15 protein-coding genes are annotated in these 16,485 nt (G+C 34.5%); 12 read left to right on the top strand and 3 right to left on the bottom strand.

The window, feature by feature from the left end; genetic code table 11:
* Positions 1-1,041 (top strand): hypothetical protein (locus JI65_RS14925; RefSeq protein WP_191017963.1); only part of this gene is annotated, 1,041 nt, incomplete at its 5' end.
* A 229-nt stretch (positions 1,042-1,270) separates the two neighbouring features.
* Here the strand turns inward: JI65_RS14925 and JI65_RS14930 are convergent.
* From JI65_RS14930 to JI65_RS14940, 3 genes are all read right to left on the bottom strand, one after another.
* Positions 1,271-2,035: a DUF4469 domain-containing protein gene (locus JI65_RS14930; RefSeq protein ID WP_191017964.1), complete on the bottom strand. Its 765-nt coding sequence runs from the start codon at positions 2,033-2,035 to the stop codon at positions 1,271-1,273.
* A gap of 290 nt (positions 2,036-2,325) precedes the next feature.
* Positions 2,326-2,985 carry a hypothetical protein gene (locus tag JI65_RS14935; RefSeq protein ID WP_191017965.1) on the bottom strand — a complete coding sequence of 220 codons (660 nt, stop codon included), beginning with the start codon at positions 2,983-2,985 and terminating at the stop codon, positions 2,326-2,328.
* 11 nt (positions 2,986-2,996) lie between these two features.
* Positions 2,997-3,383 (bottom strand): helix-turn-helix domain-containing protein, encoded by a 387-nt coding sequence (locus tag JI65_RS14940; protein ID WP_191017966.1) that lies wholly within the window; start codon positions 3,381-3,383, stop codon positions 2,997-2,999.
* 308 nt (positions 3,384-3,691) lie between these two features.
* On the opposite strand from JI65_RS14940, the gene hsdR reads away from it, so the two are divergent.
* The 11 genes from hsdR to JI65_RS14995 all read left to right on the top strand — a co-directional run.
* Positions 3,692-6,196 carry an EcoAI/FtnUII family type I restriction enzme subunit R gene (gene hsdR, locus JI65_RS14945; RefSeq protein ID WP_191017967.1) on the top strand — a complete coding sequence of 835 codons (2,505 nt, stop codon included), beginning with the start codon at positions 3,692-3,694 and terminating at the stop codon, positions 6,194-6,196.
* Positions 6,197-6,305: 109 nt separating this feature from the next.
* On the top strand, positions 6,306-7,811 hold the full coding sequence (locus JI65_RS14950; protein ID WP_191017968.1) for a type I restriction-modification system subunit M: 1,506 nt from the start codon (positions 6,306-6,308) through the stop codon (positions 7,809-7,811).
* A 160-nt stretch (positions 7,812-7,971) separates the two neighbouring features.
* Positions 7,972-8,166: a hypothetical protein gene (locus tag JI65_RS14955; RefSeq protein ID WP_191017969.1), complete on the top strand. Its 195-nt coding sequence runs from the start codon at positions 7,972-7,974 to the stop codon at positions 8,164-8,166.
* The gene (locus tag JI65_RS14960; protein WP_191017970.1) at positions 8,150-8,719 is read left to right on the top strand and encodes an ATPase; all 570 of its coding nucleotides are present in this window, start codon (positions 8,150-8,152) and stop codon (positions 8,717-8,719) included. Before JI65_RS14955 ends, JI65_RS14960 begins: the two co-directional genes overlap by 17 nt.
* On the top strand, positions 8,716-10,158 hold the full coding sequence (locus tag JI65_RS14965) for a restriction endonuclease subunit S (protein WP_191017971.1): 1,443 nt from the start codon (positions 8,716-8,718) through the stop codon (positions 10,156-10,158). Before JI65_RS14960 ends, JI65_RS14965 begins: the two co-directional genes overlap by 4 nt.
* Positions 10,159-10,161: 3 nt before the next feature.
* Positions 10,162-11,823: an SIR2 family protein gene (locus JI65_RS14970; protein ID WP_191017972.1), complete on the top strand. Its 1,662-nt coding sequence runs from the start codon at positions 10,162-10,164 to the stop codon at positions 11,821-11,823.
* Between the two features lie 420 nt (positions 11,824-12,243).
* A complete protein-coding gene (locus JI65_RS14975) occupies positions 12,244-13,752 on the top strand; it encodes a hypothetical protein (RefSeq protein WP_191017973.1) in 1,509 nt (502 codons plus the stop codon).
* A 3-nt stretch (positions 13,753-13,755) separates the two neighbouring features.
* On the top strand, positions 13,756-14,664 hold the full coding sequence (locus tag JI65_RS14980) for a DUF5677 domain-containing protein (RefSeq protein WP_191017974.1): 909 nt from the start codon (positions 13,756-13,758) through the stop codon (positions 14,662-14,664).
* A gap of 93 nt (positions 14,665-14,757) precedes the next feature.
* A complete protein-coding gene (locus tag JI65_RS14985) occupies positions 14,758-15,393 on the top strand; it encodes a hypothetical protein (RefSeq protein ID WP_191017975.1) in 636 nt (211 codons plus the stop codon).
* Between the two features lie 22 nt (positions 15,394-15,415).
* Entirely contained in the window at positions 15,416-15,976 is a 561-nt protein-coding gene (locus JI65_RS14990; RefSeq protein ID WP_191017976.1) for a M48 family metallopeptidase, read from the top strand.
* Positions 15,977-16,127: 151 nt separating this feature from the next.
* The coding region (locus tag JI65_RS14995) for a hypothetical protein (protein WP_191017977.1) at positions 16,128-16,485 on the top strand (358 nt) is incomplete at its 3' end.

Below are 16,485 nucleotides of genomic sequence, written 5' to 3' on the forward strand. Positions count from 1 at the left end.
CAAGAACTTGAAAAATCAGAAGATATTAATGAAAACGAATTTAATAAAAAAGAAAAAGAGATAGAAAATGAAGAAAACAAGAAATATGAGCAGGTTTATAAAACAGAGCTAACTGAATATGAACAAATCTTTAATCCTTCACAGGATTGGCTAGAAGAAAAATTTGACGAATATCATAAACGTATTGTTGAAAAATGGGGTGGAAAAGTATGGGTTGCTTCAGGTGCTTCTATTTATTTTGAAAAAAACAATTTAAATGAAAATAAATATTCAATCAGTATAATGGTTGATAATTTAACTGAATATGCTCAAAGATTTCCTTATAAATATTCAATTACTGCTGCTGGAAATCTTTCTCAAAGATTAAAAACTGAAAAGCAAATCGATGAAGAATATGCTCAAAATGTATGTGCTTTAGCATTTGTATATGCGCTCTGCTTATTTAATGTATGCTTTGATGCAAAAGAAGTTTTGACATCTTGTTGCGTTAATCATATTGATGCGTCAACAGGAAATGAAGAATCAAGATATTTATATAGTGTAATAATTCCTCGTAATCTTGTTAAAAAATATAAAATGGAAAATCTTAATGCTGTTGCTGCACTTATGTCATTAGAGGGGAGCGCTGATATTAGAAAAGAAAGAGAAATTTATTTCATTGCTCCTATGGAATGGAAACTTGATGTACAAACACAGCAGGAAGATGAATCTGTTGACGAAGTAATTATAGATTTTAGAAGGTTGAATACAAAACTCTCTTTACCACCTGAATTTGAAATTGGTGCAAATTTGATCGAAGAAAAAGTAAATAATATTAAACAACTCTTTAAAGATAAATTAATAGAATTTGATATAATTGCGGATGAATTTGAAGCAGATAATTATGTTGCGGGGTTATGTAATCTTCTAGTAGCATTAACATTATTAAAGCAAAATGATTCATTATTTGAATCTGAAAATTGTGAACAATTATATGACGAATTAGATAAAATATTTAGTAATAATAAATACGCAATGGGGGAAATAAAAAAAATAAATTAGATAATGATATTATTCCAAAATTAAAAAATGGCGATGAAAATGTACCAATTAATCCAGTCGTTTATTCATTATTACACTTCGTTTTTGAAAATACGGAAGAATAATAGCTTTCGTGTGAACGAATCAAACTGGAAAGAATGAAAAAAATGCCCCAGCCGAAAATCTGCGTGTTTTAGGTCAATCTGCCTTAGCAAAAATCCCGGCCGGGGTAAACTTTTTTAAGCCGCTTTTACGCTGCTATAGTTACAGTTCTACTGATAGCAGTCACAGGTGACTTTAATTCTTTGTCGCCAGAGCAGTAGCGGGTGCGGATTACGATTCTGTAATCTGCTTCGGTGATGCTGTCCGGCACGTAGAATTCAAGCGATTTTGGCTTGTTCTGGCTGATTGTTTCAGCAGCCACTTGAATCCAGGAGGTTTCGTCTTTATTGACGTTGCCGTCTGCGTCGAGTGGGGCAAACCAGATGCCGGAATTTTCGCCCATTATTTTAAGCTTTGTTCCGGTAATGCGAACGGCTTTTCCCTTTAACAGATTGCGTTCTTCGTTCTGATTGAATGTGTTGATGATTCTGTCGATTACAGGGCTTGAATCCGCGATGATGACCTTATCGACTTTGAGGCTGTCCACGGCTTCCTGGGCACGGCTGCTGGGTGTAAAGTTCAGCTTGAATCCAGGAATGCTTGATTCCCCCGGATTTTCACCGTTTATACTTCCTGCAACACTGATGTACATTGTACCAAGTCCGAGAACATCCACGGCTTTTGCATTCTGGCAGGCTGAAAGCATTTCATCTCCCAGAAGATTTGCAACATGCTGAATCATGTAGGGACTTACGCCTGCATTTTTTTCTGAGATTGATGCAATTAAGTTTTCAAGAGTTACTGTGTTTCTTGTCACACGTCCGATGAATGAATTCTCATCTGTAGAGAACTGGTTTTTACGCAGAGTCACGCTCAAGATGCTGTCTGCATTTTTGAAAGTAGAAGTTGCCATATCGGTCTATGCTCCTATTGATGGTGGTTTCGACTTCGCCCAACCACCGGATTTAACGTTGTTTTGTCAAAGCCGAACACGACGGAACGGCGGGAGACCAAAAACTTTAGTGGCAGAGCGTTCTGATTCCCTTTTGCAACGCACTGCTGCCTAAGAAAAAAAGTCTTTGACGGGAGCATAGATTTATAGTAAAATAGGATAATTGATTTTTGGATTCTACTATAGAATCTATGCAAAGCTTCTGTTTAACGCCAATTAAACGGGAGCTTATTTTTTTGCCTTGCGGCCATTTAACTAATCCTCCTTTGCAATTCAGACTGTTTCTTTTGAGCCACAATCTGCGGCGCAAATTTCTTCATAAAGTTTTCTGCCAGCTTTTCATGGTTCTGACAATAAAAGAGCACAAGAGATATCTGGTCTTTGCTCATGCATGAGCTAAAATCAAAATCTCCTGCGCCTTGTGAATGTAAAAACTCTTCTTCACTGAACACCAGCAGGGATGTAAGCAAGTCCGCCATGTTCTCGTGAATGTTCATAAAAACAGCTTTTGAAAACGGATCAAGCTGTTCAAATTCCTGTACCCCAAGGTTTATCTTAAAATAGTTGAACAGACCCCAGTGTGAAATTTCGTGTGCAATCGAGTAGAGCGCACTACGGTCTCCATTGCGGGCTCTTTCATAAACGGATTCTTTTATGCAGATTTCGTGCCGGTTGGCACAATGCCTGTAGTAAGCCTGAATGCTGTCCCTGCAGTTCCAGTCCGCATCGGCAATAACCGTGAACTCAAAATGTGCGTCGGCCTGGCAGAGTTTGTTTTCTGCAATGCTCAACGCCGGAAAGTTTTGTGTAGAGTCGAGCCCGAAAAACTTTTTGAACTCAACTGCCATCTGCTTAAAATCCACAATCATCATTAAGATGACCGTTCCAATCACTGAAATCTGTTCTGCCATTTTAACTCCTTTTACATAGGCGCAGCTTCCGATTTTATTCTTTGCAGACAATCCTTTATTTCTGCAAGCTGTTTTCTGTTCATTTGCGACAAGTCGTGCGCAAACATAACAGCGGTGTCCACATATTCAGGAAAAAGTTCCTCCTGAATACCCGAAAGGCCGATTTCGACCTTTTTTCTTGATTCTGCAACAAGACGCGCAAACTCAAGCTTTTGTTCCTCTGAAAGACTGTAAGCCTTAAAAAGGTTTTCCTTCATATCTTCCGGCGTAGTCCTCTTGTTGTTTTCGATTGCCGAAAGATAAGCGGCAGAAAGACCTATTTTTTCTGCCATATCGCCCAAGCTCTGGTCGCTGTCAATGCGAATCTTCCTAAGAAACTTTGCGATTTCTGTAGCCATATTTACCTACCCGTTTTTACGGACTTCACCGTAGGATTTTTGTTAGCAAGGCGGTTTGCTACTTCCGCCTAGCTCTCCAACTTGTTTATAGGATATCACAGCTGTTTTATGGAGTCAATACTAAGATTGTAAAATAATTTACAATTTGTAAATATTATATTATCCACTGTCTATGGAATGACACTTCCGCAGTGTGTGGAAAGGCAGTTCCACACACTGCGGAAAGGCGAGGAAATAGGCTGTGGAATGAGCTATCCACAGGAAATGGAATGTATGGTATGATGGGAATATTGAAGAGAGGCATACCCATGAGTGACATTCTTGATATTCATCAGATGACAGAAGAAGATATAAAACTCCAGTACATTACCCCTGCATTGACTGCAAAATGGGATATCAAGAAGATTACTATGGAGACTTCTCCTGTTAATAATTTTACTGATGGTAAAGTCCGCATAAAAGGAAATGTTCCTAGCCGCGATAAAGGTAAACGCTGTGATTACGTTCTCTGGTACAACAAGGGAACTCCGCTAGCAATCGTTGAAGCAAAAGACAACAATCATTCTTCATCTTATGGAATGCAGCAGGCTATAAGTTACGGAATTATGATGAATGTGCCGTTTGTGTATACATCAAACGGTGACAGTTTCTTTGAGCATGATTTTACGACCGGAATTGAGAAAGAATTCCCGCTTTCTGAATTTCCTACAGCAGATGAACTTTATGCACGATGGAAAGGCGTTGATGCAACAAAGATTATTGAAGTTGAAAACCGCGAAAAATATGCAATAGACGGCGAATCAAAAATATACGATGTTCCTCTTTCTTTTGACGAAAAGCTTTTGAATACACCTTTCTATTCAGGCGCAAACTGCTATCCTCCAAGATACTATCAACGTAATGCCGTAAACAGAACTCTCGAAGCAATTGCAAAGCAACAAACTCGTATTCTTATTGCAATGGCAACTGGAACAGGTAAAACTTATACCGCATTCCAGATTGTCTGGCGTCTGATTGAATCAGGAACCAAGAAAAAAGTTCTTTATCTCGCAGACCGAAACAATCTTGTAGACCAGACAATTAACGGTGACTTTAAGCCTCTTGAAAAAGTAACACATAAGATTAATTTCCAGAAAGAAGATAAATCAAAAATCTCTGCTTATCAGGTTTATTTTGCTCTTTACCAGCAGCTGGATTCTGCAAAGCATAAGAGTGAAGATGAAGAAGAAAGCGAAGAAGACTTTGAAGAAGAACTTTCGAAATATAAGGAATTCTTTAAGCCAGATTTCTTTGACTTAATTATTGTTGATGAGTGTCATCGTGGTTCTGCAAAAGCTGATTCTCGTTGGAGAAAGATTCTTGATTACTTTAGAGGAGCAACTCAAATTGGTATGACCGCTACACCAAAGGAAACAAAGTATGTTTCTAACATCGATTACTTTGGTGAACCGGTTTATTCATACAGTCTTAAACAAGGAATTGAAGATGGGTTCCTTGCCCCGTTTAAAGTAATAAATGTTCACACAAGCATTGATGACTGCTGGCGTCCAAGAAAAGGTTTAAAAGATATTCACGGAAATGAAATAGAAGATCGCGAATATAATCTTTCTGATTACGATTACAATATCATCATTCAAGACAGAATTGATGAAGTTGCGCAAGAAATTACAAAATTCCTGAAAGAAACAGACCGAATGTCTAAGACAATTGTTTTCTGTCCGACTGAAGATGCGGCTGAAAGAATGCGTATTGCTCTGAATAATCTTAATGCAGATATGATTCTCAAAGATAATCAGGGAAATGTAAAGGAACAGTATGTCGTTCGTATTACAGGAAGCGATAAATACGGAAAAGATAAACTTGATTATTTCATTTCTGTTTCTCAACTTTATCCAGTAATTGCAACTACTTCAAAGCTTCTTTCAACTGGAAGCGATTGTAAAATGGTAAAACTGATTGTCCTTGATGAGCTGATTAACTCAATGACAGAGTTTAAACAAATTATCGGTCGTGGAACTCGTCTTAGATATGATGAAGGAAAAACCCATTTTACAATTATGGACTTCCGCAGGGTAAGCCGTCTTTTTGCTGATCCAGAATGGGATGGTGAAATTGAACAAGATGATGACTTTGGAAAAACTCAAGAAGAACGAAAAATAGGTGATGACAGTTCGGAAAATCAAGATGGAGAATCTGACAATCCGGTAGTTGAGACTGTCGAAACCACCGAAGGACACCGTACAGTCCAAGTTGTCGGAAAAGGCGTAGTAAAAGTCAAAGTCCTTCAGCGAGTTGTAAGCATTTATGATACAGATGGAAAACTCTTAAAACAGGAATCTATTGAAGATTACACGAAAGAAAGTATTCTTGGAACATATCAGACTCTTGAAAACTTTATTCAAACCTGGAACAAAGAACAGAAAAAAGAAGTTATCCGAAATATGCTTAAAGACCTCGGCATTGATCTTGAGCTCATTAAGAAAGAGCAGAATATGTCTGATGTTGATGACTTTGATTTTATCTGCCATATTGCATTTAACCAGAAGCCTCTTACTAGACGAGAACGCGCAGAAAATGTAAAGAAACGAGACCTCTTTGGTAAATACGGTGAAGCTGCAAAAGAAGTTATAAATGCACTTCTGGATAAATATGCAGAACTTGGTATTTATGATATTGAATCAACAGAAATTCTAAAGCAGAATCCATTCACAAAATTTGGAAAACCTTCTAGAATTGCTGCACTCTTTGGTGGAAACGACAAATATCGTGCCGCACTTCGCGAATTGGAAAAAGAGTTATATAAGGTAGCTTAGAGATTGTCACACGGATTTGCTGCTTCCTACGGAATCAGCGGAAAATATAAAAAACGTGATTTACGTAGTAAATCACAAATCCCCGTGGTAAAAAAATAGGAAAACATACATGAGCAACTTAAGTAGTTTTGTAAAAAGAATCAGAGATGTAATGCGTAACGATGCTGGTATTAACGGTGACGCACAGAGAATAGAACAGATAGCATGGATGCTCTTCTTAAAAGTTTATGATGCAAAAGAAGAGGACTGGGAATTTGAAGATGAAAAATATGAATCTATAATCCCAGAAAAATTACGCTGGAGAAACTGGGCTCACGCAGAGAATCAGAATGAAGGTCTTACTGGCGACCAGCTTTTGAACTTTGTAAACAATGAACTTTTCCCAACACTTAAAAAACTTGAAATTACACCAGATACTCCAATCCGCCAGAGTATTGTTCGCACAACTTTTGAAGATGCAAACAACTACATGAAAGACGGAGTTCTTCTTCGGCAGATTATCAGCATTATTGATGAACTTGACTTTGGAAGTTACGAAGAAACTCATGCCTTTGGAGAAATCTACGAAACAATCCTGAAAGAACTTCAGAGTGCGGGTAGTGCAGGTGAGTTCTATACACCACGTGCTGTAACTGAGTTTATGGCAAAAATGATAAAGCCTCAGATTGGTGAAACTATGGCAGACTTTGCCTGTGGTACTGGTGGCTTTCTTTCAAGTTGGATAAAAGAACTTGAAGTACAGAAAGAAGCAAAAGGTTCAATCTCTAATGAAGAATCAGAAAAACTCTACAACTCAATTTACGCAATTGAGAAAAAACAGTTTCCTTACATGCTTTGTGTAACAAACATGCTTCTTCATGGAATTGATAATCCAAAAGTTTTCCACGATAACTCACTTACTAAAAAGCTTTTGGACTACACTGAAAAAGATGCATTTGATGTAATCCTTATGAATCCACCATACGGCGGAAGTGAAAAAGAAGATATAAAACAGAACTTCCCGGCAGACTTAAAATCAAGTGAAACTGCCGATCTCTTTATCGCAGTTATTATGTACCGCCTAAAAAAGAATGGCCGTGCCGCTGTAATTATCCCGGACGGATTCTTATTCGGAAACGATAATGCAAAAACAAATCTTAAGAAAAAGCTTCTTACAGATTTTAATCTTCATACAGTAATCCGACTTCCTCAAAGCGTGTTCTCTCCATACACAAGCATTACTACAAATATTCTCTTTTTCAATAATGAAGAAAGCGAAGGCAAAACCTGGTTCTACCGTGTAGATATGCCAAAAGGTGTAAAACACTTTTCAAAAACAAAGCCAATGAAGCTTTCTGATTTTGATGATTGTGTAGCCTGGTGGAATGACAGAAAAGAAATCACAGACGAAGACGGAAATCCAAAAGCAAAATGCTACACATTTCAGGAACTTTTTGACAACGGCTTAAACTTTGACCTTTGCGGATATCCGCACGAAGAAGAAGTAATATTGAGTGTTGCAGAGACAATTCAGAATTACGAAGAAAAAAGAAGTAAGCTTAATGCTGACATAGACAACATTCTCCAGCAGCTTACAGAACTTCACCAGAAAGCACAGAAAGGGGAGTTAAATTAAAAAACAGAACTTGGGATTTAAAAAAACACGTCCGCGGTCCCTACGCCATCTTTCGATGAACCACCTGCTCAAGGCAGGGAGAAGGAATCCCGCGGCACACATTTCTGATATTACTGTATTTTTCATCAGGAATCAATTATAATTGTAAGGGGTGATTTTTATGGAAGAAAATGAATTAGATTCACTTTGCGGTATTTCAGACGATGAACTTACAAAACGTTTTATTGAAGCAATAAGAATTGACAACGAAATAAAAAAGGCAATGGGAACACCGATTTCCTGCTATGACAGCAAAACAAAATCAGCTTATCTGCTTTATTCTGATGGAACAAAGAAGTATGTCAGAGAAAACTAAAAAGCCAGAGATTATTGTTTTTGCTGGTCCAAATGGAAGTGGAAAAACAACTGTTACAAAACTTGCAAAAATAATTGAGCCTTACATAAACGCAGATGATATAAAGCGTACTAATTACTGCTCAGATTTAGAAGCTGCTCAACTTGCTGAAAAAATGAGAGAAGATTGCGTTTCTTTAAATAAAAGTTTCACTTTTGAAACAGTACTTTCAACAGACCGCAATTTAAAACTCTTGCAAAAAGCAAAAGAAAAAGGATATTTTATCCGCTGCATTTATGTTCTAACCTGTAATTCAGATATAAACGTTTCGCGTGTAGAATCCAGAACAGCAAAAGGCGGACATTCTGTTCCAGAAGACAAAATCCGTTCTCGATACAAAACGGCTTTAGCTCTTATTCCTGAACTTGTAAAAGTTTGCGATATTCTTCATATCTATGATAATTCCACATTGCCGTTCAGAATATTCAAGAAACGCAAAGATGAGTGTTTTTATTGGGAAAACGAGGATTGGAACAAAGAACAAATCAAAAACTTGACAGGAGTTCTACCATGACCGCAAAAGACCTAAAAAACGCACTTTTGCAGGAAGCTGTACAGGGAAAACTTGTTCCTCAGATTGCAAGCGAAGGCAACGCAAAAGACTTGCTTGAAAAAATCAAAGCAGAGAAAGCAAAACTCATCAAAGACGGCAAAATCAAAAAAGAAAAGCCGCTCCCTGCAATCACAGAAGACGAAATCCCTTTTGATATTCCAGAAAATTGGTGCTGGTGCAGAATTGGTGAAATATTTAATTTACAAGCTGGAAAAACAATCTCGTCGAGCGAAATATCAGAAATAAGTAATGGTAATGATTATCTCTGTTATGGCGGTAATGGAATAAGAGGATATGTAAAGAAATATAATAGAGAAGGATATTATCCATTGATAGGTCGACAAGGTGCTTTGTGTGGAAACGTAAATTTTGCAAATGGAAAATTTTATGCAACAGAACATGCTGTTGTTGTTGACACATACGCTAATACAAATGTAGATTGGGCCGGTTTATTTCTAAAAGCTTTAAATCTTAATCAATATGCGACAGCTACAGCGCAACCTGGACTTGCAGTAAGAAATATTAATGAAGTTGCTATTCCACTTCCTCCGCTTGCAGAACAAAAACGAATAGTCACTGCAATCGAAAAGTTCATGCCGCTCATAGAAGATTACGGTAAAAAAGAAACAGAACTAACCGCACTCAATGCGGACATAGCAAAAACTCTCAAGAACGCAATTCTCCAAGAAGCAGTTCAAGGAAAACTTGCCCCACAAATTGCAAGCGAGGGAAATGCAAAAGATTTGCTCGAAGAAATAAAAAAGGAAAAAGCAAAACTCATTAAAGACGGAAAAATCAAAAAGGAAAAGCCATTGCCACCGATATACGACGTAGACGGACGGTTATTGAGCGAAGTCGAAGTACCTTTTGACATTCCAGAAAATTGGTGTTGGTGTAGATTGGGAGAAATAGCATATAAACTTACTGATGGAACACACCGAACTCCTAAATACACATCTTCTGGAATTCCATTTTTATCTGTAAAAGATATGAGTTCTGGTAAACTTGATTTTTCTCATACAAAATTTATTACTGAAGAAGAACATAAAGAATTATACAAAAGATGCAACCCAGAAAAAGGAGATATGCTTCTTACAAAAGTTGGTACAACAGGCATTCCTGTAATAAATGATTCAGATGTCGAATTTAGTTTATTTGTAAGTGTTGCTTTAATTAAATTTCCACACCATTTTATTGATGAAAAATATTTTCTTTATATGTTAATGTCACCACTGGTACAAGACCAGGCAAAAGAAAATACAAGAGGTGTAGGAAATAAAAACTGGGTTATGGACGCAATAGCAAATACTATGCTTGCATTACCTCCACTTGCCGAACAAAAACGCATTGTTGAAACAGTAGAGAAAATATTACCATTATTTGAAAAAGTTGGAGAGTAAAGAATGGAAAATCAACTTATACAGCAAACCATATTATTTGATTATGAAAAATATGAAAAAGAACCTGATGAAATAAAACGTATAACTATGTGCCTTGATTATATAAAGCAGAAACTTAAAACAAAATCAATTTCTGTAATGGTAGGAGCAGGATTTAGTTTAAATGCAAATATAAAAAAGAATAAAGGTGAACCACAATATGAAGATTGGCTTTCATTATTACTCCCAGCATACAAAGAAGTTTTCCCAGATAATATAGAATGTATTAATGGTGGTGATGAAGTTAAAATCAAAGAAAAAATTCAGGCAATGGGGGAATCTGTTTTTGCAGAAAAGTATGAAAAATTTAAAGGATCAAGAGAATTTCTTGATCTGTATATTGAAGACAGAATTAATAAGATTGATAAAAAAACAGATGATTTATCATTACATTATCGTTTGTTAAGTAATAATTGGTGTGACATTATTACAACAAATTGGGATGATTTACTTGAAAGAGCAAATAAAAAATTTCAAACATATACTCCTATACTTTCTGCTAAAGGATTGCGGTGGAGAAATAATAATAGAATTGTAAAATTGCATGGATCAATTCGAACTCTCAAACAAATAAATGAAAAAGATTATAATTTTGATAATACATACAATTATTTATACTTAATTACTTCAACCGATTTTAATAACTATAAAACTGAACATGAAGATTTCTCAAATTTTATGAAAGTTAAAATACTTGAAAATCCTTTTTGTTTAATGGGTTTTTCAGGCAGAGATTCCAATTTTAGATATTGGGTAAAAGAGCTTAAAAGAACTATGCTGAAAGGGGGAAATACTGCACAACCTAATCCAATTTTCTTATTTGATGTAAATCCTAAACCTACTGATAGCAAAGATATTGAATATGAAAGAGCTTTAGATTTATTTTATCATAATAACTATATAATCAGATTAAGAATCTTAAGCTTATATAACCACAAAAAAGGTGGGACTTTATCAAATACCCCAAATTCAGAGAACGGCGATTTACCTTCAAACGTCTCTGATAATCTAAGTCATTCAGATTTGAATAATTTTGTTTTTGACTGTTTAAATATTAATCAAGAAGCGAATAGTAGTGAAACCGGAAAAAATGATAATTTTGAAATTGAATCAATAAAACAGAAAGAATTCTCTATATTGTATAATATAGCTGCTTCAAAAGATTCATTCGATACTGAAGATTTTAATCAATATAATACAATAAGTCTTTTTTCATTTCAAAATTTGCAAAATACCAACAATCTTACCTTTTTAATTCAAAAGTTTGCATCTGATATTTCAGCTTGGTCGGATAAGACATTTATTTTTCTATATCGATGGTGTTTAGGAAACTATTATTCACTTGCAAATCTTTATGAAGACAATAAAGTAAATAATATAATTAAAATTTTCGAAAATAATAATTATATCGAAACAGATGCGTATATTTTTGTAGAATTAATTTTAAAATATTTTCGAGAACAAGATGAAAAAGAAAAATTATTAGAGTATTACGAAAAGTTAAAGGAATATCCATATTGTTCTGATATTGTTTATTTTTCAAAAGCCTGGGAATATATTGATAACTTAGACTATGAATCTCTAAAGAGGTTGTTAGATAACTGGCACCCAGAAAAAAGCAACTAAACCAAATAGTCTTTTTATAATACGAAAAAATTTCTCTCTTACATATTTTTGAAAATATCAGTTTTAATGAAGATAGAAAAGAAGAAATTACTGGTCTATTTAAAATAGCACAAGATAATTGTCAGGAAGAACAATTAAAATTATTTATTTTACTTTTTTCAAAGACAATATTTAAATTCTTTTACATTTCAATCTGATGATATTCATAAAGATCAAATACAATCATTAAGAGAAAAAGAATTATCCGACCCCTACAAATATTTAGAAGAGTTCGAAACAAAATACTCATTAAACAATGACACAAAATCAAATGAATCAAAAAGATATACGATTACATGGAAACTATCTGGCAATGATTCAAATCAAGAGTTTCTTAATTCAATTCGTGTTCTGAATTTTTTTGAATATACAGGACTATCAATGGAATTATTCTATTCTCCGAAGAAAATAAAGTCTTTGATTCCGAATATTAAAACTTCAGACTATTATTTATCAAAAATATTTGTGCATTGTATTTCATATTTTGGAAATAATAGTGATGAAGATTTTGTGAAATTTTCAGTTGATAAAATTGTCCGTTATTTAAAGGAAGATGTTGTTTCTGAATTATTTGATGCTATTTATAAAATATTAATTTATAAAATGAACCATCAAAGAAATGCTCGTTCATATTTATTTATATGTAATGAACTATCCAAATATTTGGATAAAAGTAAATCATCAAATCTTTCAAATTTTATTTATTCAGAAATCAAAGATTCAAAAGATCCTAATTGTCAAATAGCAAATTTGATTAGAAAAGGTAGATTTTGGGGTGCTAAACGTGTGTTTGAAGATTATTTGTTGACGATTCAAGATGAAGAAGAATATAAGTTTATATTAGAATGGATTATAAACGAATACATAAAAGATGAAAGGGAATTAGTAAAACAACAACATCATACATCATCTGAATTCTTTGATTATTATTTTGATTTGCTTGTAAAGAATCCTAAAACTGAAGTGATTCGAGAAGTTATTAATCAATCTGACGTTATAAAAATATTTGAAGAAGATTTCTCTTATGAAAAGCAATTATGCCTTTATGGATATGACTTTTTACCCGAAGATTTAAAACAAAAAACAAAAGAGTTTTTTGAAGCAAACTTTACAGTTTATACTGATCCATATTTTATTACGACATTTAAGTCAGACACATTGAAGAATAAAATTATTTCAATTGTGCAAGATGATAATCCTCTGTCTTTTAATTCTAAAAAATACCAAATTACAAAATATATTCGAGTTCTTAATCAAATTAAAATGCTTAATCTTGACGATAAAAGAATAATTTCAAATATTATAAAAACACGTTTTGAAAAAGTTCTTAAAAATAAAGATTATTTTTCACATGGTTTTACATCCTTAAAAGATACAATAGCAGATTTGTTTTATTGCTTAGAAAATATTACTACTGAAGAAGAACGAAATAGCTGTTCAGAAATACAAGATGTTTATAATGCTGTAAAAACAGAATTTCAAAATCAAATACACGATTTTTATTCTTTTGAATGGTTATATACAGGTGACTATCAGAAATTTAGAATTTCATTTTCAAATGCTGTCAGTTATTTTTCATATTTACATCAGGCAAAAGAATATTTATATATTTTTAATCTTGTATTATCTAAACTAATCGTTCAAGATAATAGTAATTTTGAGGCTGTATTAGAATTATTTGCAAATATTTACTCCAATAAATATGAAAAATCTGTTTTGATAAACAAAGAAACTCATACTTTGTTATTACAACTGATGAAAAAGTATCAAATTGAAATTTCAATTGAATATGACTATCTATTTATTCGAAAACAAATGAAATTACTTGCCGAAGCATTAAGCAAAAATGATTTGAAAGACGAAGTGATTGATTATTGGATATCTGTCTAAATTATGGATCAAAACTTCTTAAAACGCCTTATTGCAGAATGTCCTCTTACAGATTTTTCAGAAAATGGAAACGTTACTGAAAGGCAGTTGCAGCTTGATAAGTATCTGGAACAATTTACAGATTTTCTATATCAAAATGAACCTCAACTGATGGAACAATTCTGGAGCGAGTATATTGCTTCATCAGAAGTTGCATTACTTCAGAATTCAAAAATGCTTAGAAGATGTTTTATTTTTCTTGATTGTGCTGTTTCAATTTATAATTATACGGCAAGAAAAACCAGAGATAAAAAGATCTCCCAAATTGCGGAGCATATTTCTGTTCAATTACAAAACGATTTGAATCAATATAAAAGCATTCTTCTTCTTGCAATGAACGGTTGTTTTAACAGTGTGATTGTAGAATATCGCTCTCTTTACGAGAGTTTTGTAATTGGGCAGTATCTTATTTTGAATCCTGATTTAGTTCCGGTTTATAAAGATCATCTTCAATTTCTAAGATATCATCTAACTCAACTTGTTGGAAACAGTACTCCAGAATGGAATAAAATACACGATGATTATCTAAACAAATACGGTCAGGAATTTGCAGAAAACTATGGCTGGACTAAAAACAAAATTCAAAATAAAAAAGACAGAAAAATTGGAACCTTAGCTAAGGAATGTGATTTAGAAGATTCTTTCACCGTTTTATACAAATTTTCAAGTAGTTATGTACATTCATCAGCTTTTTCAGTTTCAACCAGAACAGATTTAAGTCAGATAAAAGTTTTCTTTGAAGCTACCATGCACATTATTGAATCAGAAATTACTGACTATATTCGGGAATGCAAAATTCCAACAAAAGATGCTGTTATTATGAGAAATATTTTGATATTCCTATATCAAGATTTTGAAAAACTAAAAGAATAGGCTATATTTATTATCTAGAAACAAAAGCTGAATATTAAAAGATAAAAGCAGAAATGTAAAAGACGCTCACTGGGAGGTTATAAAGTTAAACGTATGAAAAACTTTCTAAAATTAATTCCATTATTTGTATTTCTTCTCTGCCTTACCTCCTGTGTGGATTATGTTCAGTCGATTTCCTACAAAAACGGCAAATATCAGATGTACTACAAAATAACTTTATCTAAACTGATTTTTGCTATGGCAGATGAAGACCCTGAAGAGATTTTTAAGGATTTTGATGAAGAAGAAATTGGTGAATTACCTGAGAATGTCTCAATGACGCCAGTAAACACAGATTTAGAAGTTGGTGCCGAATTCAGATTTAGCATTGATCCAAAAACTACGGACGAAACAGAGAAGTCATTTTTACCAACAGTATCAGGAAATAAATGCTATATTCCATTCCTGCTTGCTGAAAATGAATCTATAGCAGACTCTGTAGGAAACGATAGCCGTAGCTCCGGAGAAGCTTTTGCAGAAGCTGTTATGTCATCTGCAAAATGCCGCATACTCATCAGTAAAAGTGTAATTCCTACTATTGAAACCGCGTACTTTGAGGGAAAGGACAATCAAAATTATTCCATTCCAGTTTTTGATTATGGAGATGCGAATTGTCTGGAAATACCTTTTATCGTACTTTCTCAAAAGGGAATGTATAGAACTGACAGGGTAGTGGTTATCAGAAAATAGATAATTCTTACGACGAGGAATAATGCCACCGACCTACATCATTCAAAAATCCCGACGCCGCTCAATCTCTGTCAGTGTGATGACAGACAACCGTGTTCTCGTAAAAGCTCCGTATGGAATAAGTGAGCGCACGGTGCAGGAATTTCTTCTTTCTAAAAAGGACTGGATTGCAAAGCATCTTGAAAAACAGAACCAGGAAGCGGCTAAAGCAGACTCGCTCGGACTTCTTTCTCAAGATGAAATAAAACAGATAAAAAAGCGGGCACGAAAGATAATTCCGCAGAGGGTAGAGTATTGGGCAAAACAAATCGGCGTGACTTACGGGCGTATTGCAATCAGACTTCAGTCTTCCAGATGGGGGAGCTGTGCCCAGAGCGGGAATTTGAATTTCAACTGTCTGCTTGTAATTATGCCAGAAGAAATTATGGACAGCGTTGTCGTGCATGAACTCTGCCACAGAAAGCACATGAATCATTCAAAAGCGTTTTACGAAGAAATTGACCGTGTGTTCCCCGATTATAAACGCTGTGATAAATGGCTGAAAGACAACGGCGGCGTTTATTTAAAACGTGTTGAAAAATGAAAGTTGTGACACAGAAAGTTCGATTTGCTTATTCATCTGATTTATCAATTGATGATTATAAATTGCTTTGAAAGCGCGGTAACTTTCCAAATGAAAACTGTCAGGGCTTCAAACAATTGTGGTGTGTGGTATAATTGGGGCGGAGGTTTGTATGTCAGAATCGACCGAGCCAAAAATCGAGTTGCATTCGAAGAGTTTTTTGTACAGAGTGTACTTGATTTTTGATTTGATTGTTTTCCCCGCATGTGTTTTTGCTTTTGTTCACTCTTTTTACGTTTTTTGGGGTGACTGGTTCAATTATTTTATGCTTGCCACGACTTTGTATCTTTGCATAAACTCGATTGTCGGAATTGTGCTTTGCAAAAAGAAAAAGTGTGCGGACGAAAGTGTTTGCTTTTCCAAAAACTGGATGGCAGGAATCTATATTGCGAATACGCTTGGAGTTTTCTCGCTATTTATGCCAGTTTGCCAATTTTTAGGCTGCTTGGATGGCAAGATGTTTGATTATG

Source organism: Treponema zioleckii, assembly GCF_014737315.1.
Lineage (GTDB): Bacteria > Spirochaetota > Spirochaetia > Treponematales > Treponemataceae > Treponema_D > Treponema_D zioleckii.